The organism is Alistipes sp. (genome assembly GCF_048465575.1).
Lineage (GTDB): Bacteria > Bacteroidota > Bacteroidia > Bacteroidales > Rikenellaceae > Alistipes.
In genome coordinates this window covers 58,826-72,828 of record NZ_DBFWLG010000019.1, presented here as the reverse complement: position 1 = coordinate 72,828, position 14,003 = coordinate 58,826, and the positions used below count along the sequence as shown (strand labels likewise).

Sequence of the window (14,003 nt, the reverse complement as noted above, 5' to 3'; positions counted from 1 at the left end):
GGTCGTATTTCTTATTGTCCATAATCAATTGCCGACCGTTTTATAGATCATCCAATCGGTACACAAAGATAAAGACCCGATGATCCTTGCACAAGATGCATTAGAACGGATATTTACGGAGAAAATAGCCTCCACGCCCAAGACCAAAAATTCCTGCCGGGAAATCCCTGTTTCAAAACAACTCTTGCAACCCTTGAAATCGGTGAAGAAGCTCTCCCGGTCACCCTTTGTGGTGGGTATTTCGACGCATTCGAAAGAACCACGTTCTTACCGGGACTATTTCTCCCGCCTTTTAAATCGCCTCGGTATTCCGCTGATCGTGTTCCACGGACTGCGACACACATTTGCCACCCGCTGCATCGAAAGCCAATGCGATTATAAAACCGTCAGTGCCATACTCGGCCACTCCAATGTCGCTACGACGCTCAATCTCTATGTGCATCCCAATCTCAACCAGAAAAAACGATGCGTCGAACGAATGAGCAAATTTCTGGCAATAATGGAAAATCGACAAAAAACACAAGGTCATTCTGCCGATTAAACTTGACTTTCCGGTTTTTTTGCATAATTTTGGTAGAAGAATCGCGCAAGGTATGGCATCGCTTCCGAAAAGGATAATCCGGTTTTACGTCGACGGCTTCCGCAGCATGACCCTGGGGCGGACGCTGTGGGCCATCATTCTCATCAAGCTCTTCATCCTCTTCGGCGTCCTGCGGCTCTTCTTCTTTCCCGACCAGCTGGCGGGCAAAGATCCCCGGGAGCGGGCCGCCACCGTGCTGGAAAACCTCGTCCCCGAAAAATAACGACCCCTATGCTATCGGATTACCTGCAAACAGTCGACTGGTCGCGCGCGCAGTTCGCCATGACGGCCATCTACCACTGGCTCTTCGTGCCGCTGACGCTCGGGCTGAGCGTGCTGGTGGCTATCTTCGAGACGCGCTACGTGCGGACGGGAGACGTGTTCTGGCGGCGCACGACGCGCTTCTGGATGCGGCTCTTCGGCATCAATTTCGCCATCGGCGTGGCCACGGGGCTGATTCTCGAATTCGAGTTCGGCACCAACTGGTCCAACTACTCCTATTTCGTGGGCGACATTTTCGGTGCGCCGCTGGCCGTCGAGGGCATCCTGGCATTCTTCCTCGAGAGCACGTTCATCGCCGTCATGTTTTTCGGCTGGGGCAAGGTCTCGAAAGGGTTCCACCTCACGGCCACGTGGCTGACGGCTATCGGCGCCAACCTCTCGGCGCTGTGGATTCTGGTGGCGAACGCCTGGATGCAGTACCCCGTGGGCTGCACGTTCAATCTGGACACGGTGCGCAACGAGATGACCTCTTTCCGGGACGTGCTCCTTTCGCCGGTGGCGATCAATAAGTTCACCCACACGGTCACCTCGTCGTTCGTGCTGGCGGCGCTGTTCGTCGTAGGCGTGAGCGCCTGGTACCTCCTGCGGGGCCGCGAGCGGGAACTGGCCCGCAAGAGCATCGCCACGGCTTCGTTCTTCGGGCTGATCTTCGCACTGCTCACCGCCACCACGGGCGACCGTTCGGCGGCCGTCGTGGCGCGCGTGCAGCCGATGAAGCTGGCGGCCATGGAGGCGCTCTACGACGGCAGCCGCCGCGCACCGCTCACCGCCGTGGGCGTGCTGCGGCCGCAGGCGGAACAAAGCAGCAACGCGGATGCGTTCTATTTCAAGTGGGATATTCCGGGGCTACTTTCGTGGATGAGTTTCCGCGACGCGGACGCCTACGTGGCGGGTATCAACGACCTGGTATACGGCAATACGGAGCAGGGAATCCTCTCCGCCGAGGAGAAGATGGCGCGTGGCCGCGTGGCCGTGGAGGAGTTGGCCCGCTACCGTGCGGAGCTCGCTGCGGGCGACGAGGCGGCGATCCGGGAGGTGCGAGAAAAATTCGACCCCGCAACCCCCGCGGGCCGGGAGTTTCTCGCCGACAATTTCGCCTATTTCGGGTACGGCCACCTCTCGTCGCCCCGTCAGACCGTGCCCGACGTGCCGCTTCTGTTCTACTCGTTCCGCGTGATGGTCGGGGCGGGGCTGCTCTTCATCCTCGTGCTGGCCCTCGTATGGTGGTTCAACCGCCGCGGGACGCTCGAACGCAAACGCTGGATGCTGTGGACGACCGTTTGGTGCGTGCCGCTGGCCTATCTGGCCTCGCAGGCCGGGTGGGTCCTGGCCGAGGTGGGGCGCCAGCCGTGGGCCATTCAGAACCTGATGCCCGTGGGCGTGGCGGCGTCGAAGATCCCGAGCGGCTCGGTGTCGGTGACGTTCTTCCTCTTTCTGGCGCTCTTCACGGCGCTGCTCGTCGCCGAGGTGAGCATCCTCGGCCGCCAGATCAAAATCGGTCCCGAAAACGAAAAATAGACTTTCAATGGATACGCTGACTTTTCTGCAACACTACTGGTGGCTCGTGATTTCGCTGTTGGCGGCGCTGCTGGTCTTCCTGCTCTTCGTACAGGGCGGGCAGGCGCTCTTTTACAGCCTCGGCAAAACCGACGAGGAGCGCAACCTCGTGGCTGCATCGCTGGGCCGCAAATGGGAGCTGACGTTCACGACGCTGGTGGTCTTCGGCGGCGGGTTCTTCGCTTCGTTTCCGCTCTTTTACTCCACCTCGTTCGGCGGGGCGTTCTATGTCTGGATGGCCATTCTGTTCGTCTTCGTCCTCCAGCCAGTGGCTTTCGAGTACCGCCGCAAACCGGGCAATCCGTTCGGCGAGCGGACGTTCAACACCTTTCTGGTCGTCAACGGGCTCTTGGGACCGCTGCTGTTGGGCACGGCGCTCGGGACACTCTTTTCGGGCGCGTTTTTCACCATCGACCGGCTCAACCTGGCCAACCAGGGCGGTGCGGCCGTCATTTCGCAGTGGACGACGCCCTGGCACGGGCTGGAGGCGGTCGTCTACGGCGGGAATCTGCTGCTGGGCATAGCGGTGGTCTTTCTGGCGATGCTGCTCGGCTGCCAGTATTTTCTGAACAACATCGACCACGAAGCCATCCGCCGCCGCGCCCGCCGGCGGATACTCCCCGTCGCCGCGGGGTTCCTCCTCTTTTTCGTCGCGTGGCTCGTGCGGCTGCTCTTGGCCGACGGTTGGGCCGAAGACGCTGCGGGAGAGATCGTTGTCGAACCCTACAAATACCTGCACAACCTCCTGGAGATGCCCTACCTGGGGGTGATGCTGCTCGCGGGCGTCGTCTCGGTCGTGGGGAGCATCGTGCTGGGGTGGCGCGGCAGCCGCCGGGCGATCTGGTTCGGCGGGGTGGGCACGGTCCTCACGGTGCTGGCGCTGCTGCTCGCGGCCGGGTGGAACGGCACGGCCTACTACCCCTCGCTCGCGGACATGCAGTCGTCGCTGACGATCCGCAACTCCTCGTCGAGCCTCTTTACGCTGCGCGTGATGAGCATCGTTTCGCTCTTCATTCCGTTCGTGGTGGCCTATATCTGGTACGCCTGGCGCTCGATGAACCGCAAGCCGCTCACGCGCGAAGAGATCGAGGGCGACCCGCACCACTATTGACGCAATTCAAAATTAAGAATTAAAAATTAAAAATTAGATCGTTCCTGGACGGAGGCATTCCCCTTTTTCGAGTTTAGGCGAGAGAGTTTCGTGCATCGTGAAGAACGGGGCGGATGATCGTTCTCGATTTTTGATTTTAGAGGAGCAGGTTTTGTCCTGACGCAGGCTGCCAATTTTGATCAGTGCGGTGCAGATGTCGTGCATCGTGAAAAATCCCCGGATGGGTAGTACTTGCGGTACGTCCCATTCGGGGATTTGAGGGATGTGCGGCAGGTGCGCCGCAATCATCAAAATTATTCTCCGAAAGGATATTGATTGGCGTGCACATCCTCGAAGCGCATGCCCTTTTCGTAGGTCTTCATGGCGCGGCGGGACATGCCCATCGAGGAGAAGCCGCCGTCGTGGTAGAGGTTCTGCATGGTGACCTTGCGGGTGAAATCCGAGAAGAGGGTGAGCACGTAGTCGGCGCAGTCCCCGGCCGAAGCGTTTCCCAGCGGCGACATGTTCTCGGCGAACGACATCAGGTCGCCCATGCCCAGGACGCCATTTCCGGCCGTGGTCGGGGTCGGCGACTGCGAGACGGTGTTGATGCGCACGTGCTTCTCTCGGCCGTAGATGTAGCCGAAGCTGCGGGCGATGGATTCCAGAAGCGCCTTGGCGTCGGCCATATCGTTGTAACCGTAGAGGGTGCGCTGCGCTGCGATGTACGAAAGGGCCACAATCGAACCCCACTCGTTGATGGCGTCTTTCTTGCGAGCCACCTGGATGGCCTTGTGGAACGAGACGGCCGAAATGTCGAGCGTCTTGGAGAGGTAGTCGTAGTCCAAATCGTCGTAGGTACGGCCCTTGCGGACGTTGGGCGACATGCCGATGGAGTGGAGCATGAAATCGAACTTGCCGCCGAAGTGTTCCATCGTGCGGTCGATCAGGTTTTCCAGGTCGCTGACCGAGGTCGCGTCGGCCGGAACGACGATCGTATTGCATTTTTCGGCCAGGGAGGCGATCGTTCCCATGCGGATGGAGACGGCCGTGTTGGTCAGCACGATCTCGGCGCCCTCCTCGACGGCGCGTTCGGCCACTTTCCACGCGATGGAGTGCTCGTTCAAAGCACCGAATATCAGTCCTTTCTTGCCTTTCAATAATTGAGATGCCATAGTCATTGGGTTTAAAAATCCGGACAAAAGTAACAATTTTTTTTTAATCGGGCCAGCCGCGCGCGCCGAAGCCCCGATAATCCGTTTATTTGTCGTACCTTTGCACCGTTTAATAATTCAAGATGACCGATACAGACAATTTCAGCGCGTTGGGCCTTTCCGACGAAATGCTCGCGGCCGTACGCGCCAAGGGATTCGAAACCCCCACCTCCATCCAGACGCTCACCATTCCCCGGCTGCTCGACCGGAGCAACGACCTCATCGCCCAGTCGCAGACCGGCACGGGCAAGACCGCGGCCTACGGGCTGCCGATCCTCCAGACGCTCCAGCCGGCCCACGGTCCGGTGCAGGCCATCGTGCTGGTACCCACGCGCGAACTGGCGTTGCAGGCCGCCGAGGAGCTGATCTCCTACAACGCCGAACGCCGCCTCTCGATCACGGCCATCTACGGCGGTGCGGCCATGAGCGAGCAGCTCCGGCGCCTGAAGAAAGGCGTCGACATCGTCGTCGGCACTCCGGGCCGCGTGCTGGACCACATCCGCCGGGGCACGTTGCAGCTCGATCAGGTGCGCTTCCTGGTGCTGGACGAGGCCGACGAAATGCTCAACATGGGCTTTGTCGAGGACGTCGAGGAGATCATGTCCCACACGGGCGACGAGCGCCGCGTTCTGCTCTTCTCGGCCACCATGCCTCAGCGCATCGTGCGCCTCTCGGAGAACTACATGCGCGACACGGAGATCGTGCGCGTGGAGTCGAAGCAGATCACGGCCGATCTGACGGAGCAGATCTATTTCGAGGTCCGCGAGGCAGACAAGTTCGACGCCCTGACGCGCATCATCGACATCGAGCCGGACTTTTACGGGATCGTCTTCGTCCGCACGAAGATCGGCGTGGACGAGATCGTGGGCCGCCTGCTCGCGCACGGCTACGCCGCCGAAGCGCTGCACGGCGACGTGTCGCAGGCCCAGCGCGAGAAAATTCTGCGCAAATTCAAGGAGCGCTCGGCAAACATCCTCGTCGCCACCGACGTGGCGGCCCGCGGTATCGACATCGGTAACCTCTCGCACGTAATCAACTACTCGCTGCCGCAGGATTCGGAGAGCTACGTCCACCGCATCGGCCGCACGGGCCGCGCCGGCAACATGGGCACCGCCATCACGTTCATCTCGCCCTCGGAGTTCCGCAAGTTCAACTTTCTGATGCGCGACATCAAGGTGGACATAAAGAAAGAGACGCTCCCTTCGCCGCAGGACATCGTGGAGATGAAACGGCTGAAGATCAAGGAGGACCTGCGCGAAATCGTCGAGAACGAAAGCCCCGCGACCTACACGGAGTTCGCCGCCGAACTGCTGGAGCAGTACGGTCCCGAAGAGGCCCTGAGCGCCCTGCTTCAACTGGCGTTCCGCAGCGAGCTGGACCAGAGCAACTACCCCGAAATCCGCTCGTTCTCGGTCGACCGCAAGGGCACCGCACGTCTGTTCATCGGCGTCGGACGCCGCGACGGCTACACCGCCCGCAAGCTGGCCGAGATGCTCAAGGCCAAGTGCGGCATGCGCGACAAACACATCGACGACATCCACATCGGCGAGGATTTCTCGTTCGTGAGCGTGCCGTTCCGCGATGCCGAAGAGATCGTCAGCCAGCTCAACCGCTTCAACCGCGGACGCCGCCCGCTGGCCAAGATCGCCAACCCCGACCGCGAGGGTGCTCCCGAGCGGCCCCGCCGGGCCAAGTCCTCTCCTGCGCCGGGCGCACCGGCGCAGAGAAAAGCCGCTCCCGCAACTCCGCGCGAAGAGGAGCGCTCGGCGCGGGAAGAGAGCTCCGAGCGCGCGTCCGCAGCGGTTGAAAAAACCCGTAAGAAGCTCAAATCCAAATTAAAACCCGAATTTCCCGATTTCAGCAAGATGGGCAACGAGGGGTTCGACTGGTCGGCGTTCCAGCAATACGACGAGGCCGAAAAGTGGGGCCGCAACGCCGAGGGCCGCGCAACCAAAAGCGTCCGCAAGACCCCCAAGGCGCCGACCACGGCCGCCCGCCGCATCGCCAAGAAGCAGGGCCGCAAATAGCGCGACCGGCGTCCGTTCGATCCAGCCCCGGAACTTGACCGTTTCCGGGGCTTTTTGCGGGTTGAAATCCTTGGATCGCACATTCCAGCTTCGGGGAGACTTTCGCCGAGGGGCCGACCTGGTCTCCGGGCCGTCCCCCCCCCTCCCATAAGGACACGACGCCCCGTCCGGTCCGAAAACCCGGTTTGAAACACCCCTGCAAGGGTGTCCGCTCAAACCGAATCCGAACCGGGGAGTCGCGGGGCGTTATCGAACGCTCGGCCTATTTCTCGTGCTCGAGCTTCTCCCTGCGGAGGGCCTCCCGGCGCTCGCGTTCAGCCTCGCGCCTGCGGAATGCCCGCTCCTTGTAGAGATCGACAAGTGGTTTGTAAATTGGGTCCGTCACGTCGGATGGCCGAATCTTACCGGTCTCCAAGTCGTTGGCCAGGATGCGGAAGGGTTCCAACAACGGAAGCACGGCCGCGATATGCAACGCCAGTTCCTCGTCCGGAGCTTCGTACTTGGTGCAATACTTGACGAACGTTTCGCGGTTGACGCCCAACAGGTCCGCGCCGAAGCGCTTGTGGATTTTGCCGAGCGTCCAATCCGCATTGCTCTTTTGGAGATAGAGCTCCTTGAGATTCTGCGCAATGAGAATGCGCCGCTTCAGGTACTTTGTGATGTACATGGTGGTAGAAATTAAAGGGTTAGTGAATAACCGGATAAAATCTGCCACGGTTTGCGGATGAAACGGCGGTCCGGTCCAAGTGGACCCAAAATGATTAGGAAATCCGTCGACAGGCATGGTTTCGATCCGGCTTGAATTAGAAGAGATTATTTGCCGCCGATTAACGAAAGTTCCAAATTTATCCCGGAACTGCCAAATGGATTTCTAAGGTTTAGAAGATATTTTTGTATTATTTATTCAATGTTTGATATTTATTATTGCATTTCGGCTTTTTTCGTTCCAGCTTCATTATAAAAATACCGAAATCCTGCCTGGTGGATGCAAAAAAAGTAGTTGGGGCGTGGAAGATTTTTCTATCTGTCATAATATTACCCATCCCCGCATGAGTTGGGTATTCTTATATTCAGCACGTAAGTGAGTTGCGACACCGGATAACTTTTACGACGAGGAGCCCGGACGCACGCGGGAAGTTCATTTCCCGCGTGCAGCCCGGGCACAAAAAAGCGGCAGGACAAAATATCCTGCCGCTTCGCTGCATCTGCGGAAAGAGAGGGATTCGAACCCCCGGAACCTTGCGGTTCAACGGTTTTCAAGACCGCCGCGATCGACCACTCCGCCATCTTTCCGAGTGACAAAAATAGCACGGATTTTCCATTCCGCCAAATCACCGGGGCGTTTATTTGCCGCGCGCGGGACAAAGCGCCGAAACCCACTCCGATTTTTGTCTTTTACAATTTTTACATATCTTTGTTGCAAGTTAGGTTACAGGAATCTCATACACAACTCTGGCCATGAACAAATCGCAACTGGTCGAGGCCATCGCCCTCGATGCGAACATCACACGTGTCGAGGCGCGCAAAGCCATCGACGCCCTGATCCGAACGACCGTGCAGACGCTCCGCGAGGGCGACAGGCTCTCGCTGACGGGTTTGGGAACATTCTGCGTACAGCTAAAGGCCGAACGCGTCGGCCGCAACCCCCGCACGGGCGCAGCCGTAAAGATTCCGTCCCGCAAGGTAATCAAGTTCCGTCCCACGGCCGAAATCGAATAACAGCCCAGACATGCCGGAAATCTCCCAACGGGCCTGCCTGATGCCCGCCTCCCCCATACGCAAGCTCGTTCCCCTGGCCGAAGCCGCCCGCGAAAGAGGCACTAAAATCTACCACCTCAACATCGGCCAGCCCGACCTGCCCACCCCGCAGGTGGGGCTCGACGCTTTGAAGCGGATCGACCGCACGGTCCTGGAGTACAGCCCCAGCGACGGTTACCGCTCGCTGCGCGAAAAGCTGGTGGAGTACTATGCGCAGTACCAGATCCGCCTGTCGGCCGACGACATCATCGTCACCACGGGCGGCTCCGAGGCCGTACTGTTTGCTTTCATGACGTGTCTCAATCCGGGCGACGAGATCATCGTGCCCGAACCGGCCTACGCCAACTACATGGCTTTCGCAATCTCGGCCGGAGCGATCATCCGGCCCGTGGTCTCCTCGATCGAGCAGGGTTTCGCACTGCCCGACGTGGCGGAGTTCGAGAAGCTGATCGGTCCCCGCACGCGGGGCATTCTGATCTGCAACCCCAACAACCCCACGGGCTACCTCTACACGCGCCGCGAAATGGACCGCATCCGCGACATGGTTCTCAAGCACGACCTCTTTCTCTTCTCGGACGAGGTTTACCGCGAGTTCATCTATACCGGTTCGCCCTACATCTCGGCCTGCCATCTGGAGGGGATCGAGCAGAACGTCGTACTGATCGACTCCGTGTCGAAACGCTACTCCGAGTGCGGTATCCGCATCGGTGCGCTCATCACCAAGAACCGCGCGCTGCACGATGCCGTGATGAAATTCTGCCAGGCACGGCTGTCGCCCCCGCTGCTGGGGCAGCTCGTCGCCGAGGCCTCGATCGACGCCCCGCGTTCGTACAGCACGGAGGTCTACGAGGAATATATCGAGCGGCGCAAATGCCTGATCGACGGACTGAACCGCATTCCGGGCGTCTACTCGCCCATCCCGATGGGTGCATTTTACACGGTGGCGCGGCTGCCCGTGGACGACAGCGACAGGTTCTGCGCCTGGTGCCTCGAGGAGTTCAGCTACGAGGGCGAGACGGTGATGCTGGCCCCGGCTTCGGGTTTCTACTCCGATCCCGCGCTGGGCCGCAACGAGGTCCGCATCGCCTACGTCCTGAAAAAGGAGGACCTCGAACGGGCGCTGCTCGTTCTTCAGAAAGCACTGGAAGCCTACAACGCAAGGTAGGCTTTTACAATTCTGAACTCTGAATATCCATTACCCGAACGTGATTTTTGTCATTCCGAGCAATCCGCGAGGAGTGTCGAGCACACGTGTGTGTCATTCCGAGCGTCCGTGAGGAATCGGCCGTTTATCCTCCTATGCGGAGGACCGCTCGTCGCTTACGCTCCATCGGATGACATAAATACTTTTCACCTTTAACCTTCACTTTTCACCTGAAATATCGGCCAATGTTAGGTCATTCAGGATAGTTTTCGGGAATTTCAGCACAAAAAATTTGGGCATGGGGGATAGTTTTCCTACTTTTGCCCCCGATTTTTGCGTATCCCGGGGATACGGCAGTACAAACCAAACCAAATCGTTATGAAAAAACTTTTCCTCGTTCTGGCCGCCGCCGCGCTTACGTCGGGCGCACTGGCCGAGGGGTATCAGGTAAACAACATGTCGGCCAAACAGACCGGTATGGGACACGTCGGCACGGCCATGAAGCTCAATTCGGAATCGATCTTCTTCAACCCCGCGGCCACGGCTTTCCAGACCTCGCAGTTCAGCGCTTCGGCCGGCTTCACGGGCATTCTCTCCAACGTCCACTACCAGTCGCTGCCGACCATGGACAACGACTATACGAGCGGGCCGATCGAGCGGTCGGACAACAAACTCTCCACCCCCATCCACGTCTATTTCAACTACAAACCCATCGACCGCCTGGCCGTCGGCCTGGGTTTCTACACACCCAACGGCTCGTCGATGAAATGGGGCGACAACTGGTCGGGCGCCAACCTGGTGCAGGAGATCAACCTGGCGGCCTACACGTTCCAGCCCACCGTGTCGTACCGCATCTGCGACAACCTCTCCATCGGCGCCGGTCTGATGATTACGTGGGGCAATTTCGACCTGTCGCGCTCGCTGCTCCCCATCGGGCGCGGCAACCAGACGCTGACCGGAGGCCTTACCGTGGCCCAGCAGGCCCTGCTTGGAAAAGCGGCACAGGCCGAAGCGGCCGGACAAGCCGAAGCAGCGGCACAGTTCAAGGCGATGGCCCAGCAGGCCGGATCCGGAGCCGCATATTTCCAGGATAACCTCACCGACAGTCCGATCGTTTCGGCCAAACTCGAGGGCAATGCCGACGTGGCCGTGGGTGTGAACGCCGGTATCCTGTGGGACATCACCGACGAGTGGTCGGTCGGCATGACCTGGCGCTCGCGCATGAACATGAAAGTGGGCAAGGGCCACGGCACGCTCGACTACGGCAGCGCCGAAGCGCAGCAATACCTCTCGCTGCTCAACCAGGTGCTCACCAGCATCGGTCAGGACCCCGCGATTCCGGCGCTGAACACCGGGGCGTTCAACGCCGAACTGCCGCTCCCGACCTCGGTCACGTGGGGCGTGTCGTTCCGCCCGACGCCCAAGTGGGAGTTCGCCGTCGACCTGCAATGGGTCGGCTGGTCGGCCTACGAAGCGCTGAACGTGGTTTTCAACGAGACCGAACTGGGCATCAAGCCGATCTATTCGGTCAAGAACTACTCCAACACGCTGGCATTTCGTTTCGGCGGACAGTTCCGGGCCAACGACTGGCTGACGGCCCGCATGGGTATGTACGTCGACGAGAGCCCGGTGAGCAGCGACTACCTCAATCCCGAAACCCCCTCGATGACCAAAGTAGCGTACACCGCCGGCGTCAGCTTCCGCCCCACGCGCTTCATGTCGGTCGACCTGGCCTACTGCTACGTCTCGGCGGCCGACCCCGAACGCACGGGCTCCTATCCGGTCTACAACCTGAAAGGAGAGTTGGAAGAGGTCTTCTCGGGCAACTACAAGCTGCACGCCAACGTTTTTTCGATCGGCGTGGGTTTCAACTTCTAAAATCGGAAAATTATTACTACTTTTGCTGTGCGCTTCGTCGGAGGCGCACCGCATTTTTTTACCGGCTCCATAGTTCAAGGGATAGAACGAGGGTTTCCTAAACCGTGGGCTGGAGCGGGGAATCGAATTCGAGCGGACGCGGACGCGGCCTTTCCGCAAGACAAGATAAAACAGGCGTAAGCCCTTGTAGTTCAATGGATAGAACGGCGGTTTCCTAAACCACAAATCCGGGTTCGATTCCCGGCGAGGGTACCAAAAGCGACGGAAAATTCCGTCGCTTTGTTCGTTTTTGCACGCTTCGTTTGTATATTTGCGCGCAGATGTTGCCATCATGTTGCCATATCCCTACGCCTATGCCTACCACGTTCAAAGCAGTCGTCTATGCTTTCAATAAGAGAAAAGACGGAACCTATAACGTCAAAATCCGGGTTACCCACCGCCGGCAATTTTTAAAAGTGTCCACGAATATGTATGCTGCATTGCATCAACTTACGCGCGCACTAAAAATCAAAGACCAAGGCATCATCGACGAAACGAACCGAATAATTACGAACTGGCGTAATATCGTCGGGCGGCTCGGTTCGGCTGCCGACGTTATGACCGTCCGACAGGTCGTCGACTACATCAAGACCGAGGAGCAGAACAGCATGGCGTTCCAACTCGATTTCATTGCCTATGGCCGCAAAATAGCAGCCACCATGCGCGAGGGAACCGCAAAGGGCTATTTCACCGCGTTAAACGCTTTGGTGAGATTCATCGGCACGGAAACACTCGACATCGGCAGGATTAACGCCCGGTTCCTTGAGAGTTTCGAGCAGTTCATCGAAACCGAACCTGTCTTAACCCACAATAAAAAGCGGACAGTTAACCAGCTACACAAATCCAAGAAAGGCGGACGCGCCGTATCGTCTTATCTTGCCTGCATCCGGCACATTCACAACCGTGCCAAGCAGGAATTCAACGACGAGGAATCAGGTGTTATCCGCATCCCGCAGTCGCCTTTCAAGAAATACCGGGTCAAGCAGCCGCCAAAGGTCAAGAAGCGAGCGATCGGCACCGATTTAATTCAGCAGATCGTCGACCTCGACGATGAACCGCGCCGTGTTGGATCGATTTCCGAGTTCACGCGCCGCGATCTTGCCCGCGACTGCTTTCTCCTGTCGTTCGGTCTCGCTGGAATGAACGCCGCCGACCTGCTGTCGTGTCCTGCACAGTCACTTGCCGAAGACGTGATCGTCTACAACCGGCAGAAGACCGCGAGCCGCCGCGAGGACGAGGCGGAAATGCACATTCGGATCGAGCCGCAGATCGCACCGCTGGTCGAGAAATACCGAGACCCCAGGGGCGAGCGGCTATTTCGGTTTCATCGCCACTATCGGGACGGGAACACATTCAACTGCGCGCTGAATCAAGGTTTGAAACGCATCGACGCGGCCCTGCGGGCGGCCCGCGAAGACGAAAGACTGCGGCAGGACACGCCGGACGAAGAACAACCCCTGCCGGAACATATCACGTTCTACGCCGCCCGCCATAGCTGGGCGACCATTGCACGGTCGGCAGCCCTCAACATCGACAAATACACGGTGCATGAAGCGTTGAACCATGTCGATGAAGATATGAAGATAACCGACCGCTACATCGACCGCGACTGGTCGGTCATCTGGCAGGCCAACGCCGCCGTCATCGGCCTGCTCGACTGGTCGGCGCTCCAAAAGAGAGAGGAAAAGCGAAAATAATTGGCAAAAGATTTGCATATATAGCAAATATGTTATATATTTGTATTGTCAATAAAGCAATACAGGTATGAAATGGAACGAATTACGAAAGATCGCCGAAGCGCACGGGTGGTATTTGGCAAGCCACGGGGCCAATCACGACAAGTACCTGCATCCGGATCGACCGAAAGACGATATCCTTTTGATCGGGAGGCACGGCAAAGAAGAGATCAAAAACGGAACTTTTCACAAGCTGAAAAAGCAGATCGGGTTTTAACCCGACCTGCTTTCAGCCCAACAAACAAACGCACGATGAAAACAACAGCACTTATCGAAAAAGGGAAAGACGGCACGTTCGGGATTTTCACGCCGGACATCAAGGCGACCATCATAGGCGAGGGAGCCACCGTGGCCGAAGCAAAGGCGGATTTCGAGAACTCCGTAAAGGAGGTGCTTGCCTCGTTCGAAGAGGGCGAGGATATGGGAGAATTGAAAGACATCGAATTCGAATACAAGTACGATGTGGCGTCGGTGTTCGATTATTTCGATTTCATCAACGTGACGAAATTCGCCAAATGGGCCGGAATCAACGCCGGACTGATGAGGCAATACAAGTCCTGCAACACCTACATTTCCGAGGCGCAGGCGCACAAGATCGGGCAAGCCTTGCGCAAAATAGGACACGAATTATCTGCCATTTCGCTGTAACGCTTTATTGACAATCGCACGCGCGAAAAGGCGACGCCCCGGCCAATCGG

At 58.3% G+C, this 14,003-nt stretch carries 13 protein-coding genes and 2 tRNA genes; 12 read left to right on the top strand and 3 right to left on the bottom strand.

The features are described 5' to 3' along the window. The first annotated feature begins 79 nt into the window (after positions 1-79). The 4 genes from ACMQ11_RS06265 to ACMQ11_RS06250 are packed head-to-tail and all read left to right on the top strand — an operon-like array spanning position 80 to position 3,530. Entirely contained in the window at positions 80-541 is a 462-nt protein-coding gene (locus ACMQ11_RS06265) for a site-specific integrase (RefSeq protein WP_418991908.1), read from the top strand. A 52-nt stretch (positions 542-593) separates the two neighbouring features. Beyond that, entirely contained in the window at positions 594-803 is a 210-nt protein-coding gene (locus ACMQ11_RS06260) for a DUF4492 domain-containing protein (protein ID WP_418991907.1), read from the top strand. A gap of 8 nt (positions 804-811) precedes the next feature. Next, positions 812-2,380 (top strand): cytochrome ubiquinol oxidase subunit I, encoded by a 1,569-nt coding sequence (locus ACMQ11_RS06255; RefSeq protein WP_418991906.1) that lies wholly within the window; start codon positions 812-814, stop codon positions 2,378-2,380. A 7-nt stretch (positions 2,381-2,387) separates the two neighbouring features. Further along, positions 2,388-3,530, top strand: coding sequence for a cytochrome d ubiquinol oxidase subunit II (locus ACMQ11_RS06250; protein WP_418991905.1), 1,143 nt, complete (start codon positions 2,388-2,390; stop codon positions 3,528-3,530). A 293-nt stretch (positions 3,531-3,823) separates the two neighbouring features. Here ACMQ11_RS06250 and ACMQ11_RS06245 read toward each other — a convergent pair whose 3' ends face one another. Next, complete coding sequence (locus tag ACMQ11_RS06245; RefSeq protein ID WP_418991904.1) at positions 3,824-4,684, bottom strand: enoyl-ACP reductase FabI; 861 nt, start codon at positions 4,682-4,684, stop codon at positions 3,824-3,826. 122 nt (positions 4,685-4,806) lie between these two features. On the opposite strand from ACMQ11_RS06245, the gene ACMQ11_RS06240 reads away from it, so the two are divergent. After that, positions 4,807-6,750, top strand: a complete 1,944-nt coding sequence (locus ACMQ11_RS06240; RefSeq protein WP_418991903.1) for a DEAD/DEAH box helicase — start codon at positions 4,807-4,809, stop codon at positions 6,748-6,750. A 262-nt stretch (positions 6,751-7,012) separates the two neighbouring features. Here the strand turns inward: ACMQ11_RS06240 and ACMQ11_RS06235 are convergent, their stop codons facing one another. Next, positions 7,013-7,417 carry a hypothetical protein gene (locus ACMQ11_RS06235; RefSeq protein WP_418991902.1) on the bottom strand — a complete coding sequence of 135 codons (405 nt, stop codon included), beginning with the start codon at positions 7,415-7,417 and terminating at the stop codon, positions 7,013-7,015. 541 nt (positions 7,418-7,958) lie between these two features. After that, a tRNA-Ser gene (locus ACMQ11_RS06230) sits at positions 7,959-8,043 on the bottom strand. A gap of 165 nt (positions 8,044-8,208) precedes the next feature. Here ACMQ11_RS06230 and ACMQ11_RS06225 point away from each other — a divergent pair. The 7 genes from ACMQ11_RS06225 (at position 8,209) to ACMQ11_RS06195 (ending at position 13,953) form a co-directional block, all read left to right on the top strand. Continuing rightward, positions 8,209-8,469 carry an HU family DNA-binding protein gene (locus ACMQ11_RS06225; protein ID WP_418991901.1) on the top strand — a complete coding sequence of 87 codons (261 nt, stop codon included), beginning with the start codon at positions 8,209-8,211 and terminating at the stop codon, positions 8,467-8,469. 10 nt (positions 8,470-8,479) lie between these two features. Further along, positions 8,480-9,673 (top strand): pyridoxal phosphate-dependent aminotransferase, encoded by a 1,194-nt coding sequence (locus ACMQ11_RS06220; RefSeq protein WP_418991900.1) that lies wholly within the window; start codon positions 8,480-8,482, stop codon positions 9,671-9,673. 357 nt (positions 9,674-10,030) lie between these two features. Further along, entirely contained in the window at positions 10,031-11,530 is a 1,500-nt protein-coding gene (locus ACMQ11_RS06215; protein WP_418991899.1) for an OmpP1/FadL family transporter, read from the top strand. A gap of 180 nt (positions 11,531-11,710) precedes the next feature. Next, positions 11,711-11,785 (top strand) — tRNA-Arg (locus ACMQ11_RS06210). A 98-nt stretch (positions 11,786-11,883) separates the two neighbouring features. Continuing rightward, a complete protein-coding gene (locus ACMQ11_RS06205; RefSeq protein ID WP_418991898.1) occupies positions 11,884-13,266 on the top strand; it encodes a phage integrase SAM-like domain-containing protein in 1,383 nt (460 codons plus the stop codon). Between the two features lie 67 nt (positions 13,267-13,333). Continuing rightward, positions 13,334-13,522 (top strand): type II toxin-antitoxin system HicA family toxin, encoded by a 189-nt coding sequence (locus ACMQ11_RS06200; RefSeq protein WP_418413707.1) that lies wholly within the window; start codon positions 13,334-13,336, stop codon positions 13,520-13,522. Positions 13,523-13,557: 35 nt separating this feature from the next. Further along, a complete protein-coding gene (locus ACMQ11_RS06195) occupies positions 13,558-13,953 on the top strand; it encodes a pilus assembly protein HicB (protein ID WP_418991897.1) in 396 nt (131 codons plus the stop codon). The last annotated feature ends 50 nt before the right edge of the window (positions 13,954-14,003 follow it).

What these genes read in the sequence shown, in the direction of transcription:
- ACMQ11_RS06205 (WP_418991898.1), top strand. Translation starts at nt 11,884, where the DNA reads ATGCCTACCACGTTCAAAGCAGTCGTCTATGCTTTCAATAAGAGAAAA.
- ACMQ11_RS06195 (WP_418991897.1), top strand. Translation starts at nt 13,558, where the DNA reads ATGAAAACAACAGCACTTATCGAAAAAGGGAAAGACGGCACGTTCGGG.
- ACMQ11_RS06215 (WP_418991899.1), top strand. Translation starts at nt 10,031, where the DNA reads ATGAAAAAACTTTTCCTCGTTCTGGCCGCCGCCGCGCTTACGTCGGGC.
- ACMQ11_RS06250 (WP_418991905.1), top strand. Translation starts at nt 2,388, where the DNA reads ATGGATACGCTGACTTTTCTGCAACACTACTGGTGGCTCGTGATTTCG.
- ACMQ11_RS06245 (WP_418991904.1), bottom strand. Translation starts at nt 4,684, where the DNA reads ATGGCATCTCAATTATTGAAAGGCAAGAAAGGACTGATATTCGGTGCT.
- ACMQ11_RS06240 (WP_418991903.1), top strand. Translation starts at nt 4,807, where the DNA reads ATGACCGATACAGACAATTTCAGCGCGTTGGGCCTTTCCGACGAAATG.
- ACMQ11_RS06200 (WP_418413707.1), top strand. Translation starts at nt 13,334, where the DNA reads ATGAAATGGAACGAATTACGAAAGATCGCCGAAGCGCACGGGTGGTAT.
- ACMQ11_RS06260 (WP_418991907.1), top strand. Translation starts at nt 594, where the DNA reads ATGGCATCGCTTCCGAAAAGGATAATCCGGTTTTACGTCGACGGCTTC.
- ACMQ11_RS06220 (WP_418991900.1), top strand. Translation starts at nt 8,480, where the DNA reads ATGCCGGAAATCTCCCAACGGGCCTGCCTGATGCCCGCCTCCCCCATA.
- ACMQ11_RS06265 (WP_418991908.1), top strand. Translation starts at nt 80, where the DNA reads ATGATCCTTGCACAAGATGCATTAGAACGGATATTTACGGAGAAAATA.
- ACMQ11_RS06235 (WP_418991902.1), bottom strand. Translation starts at nt 7,417, where the DNA reads ATGTACATCACAAAGTACCTGAAGCGGCGCATTCTCATTGCGCAGAAT.
- ACMQ11_RS06225 (WP_418991901.1), top strand. Translation starts at nt 8,209, where the DNA reads ATGAACAAATCGCAACTGGTCGAGGCCATCGCCCTCGATGCGAACATC.
- ACMQ11_RS06255 (WP_418991906.1), top strand. Translation starts at nt 812, where the DNA reads ATGCTATCGGATTACCTGCAAACAGTCGACTGGTCGCGCGCGCAGTTC.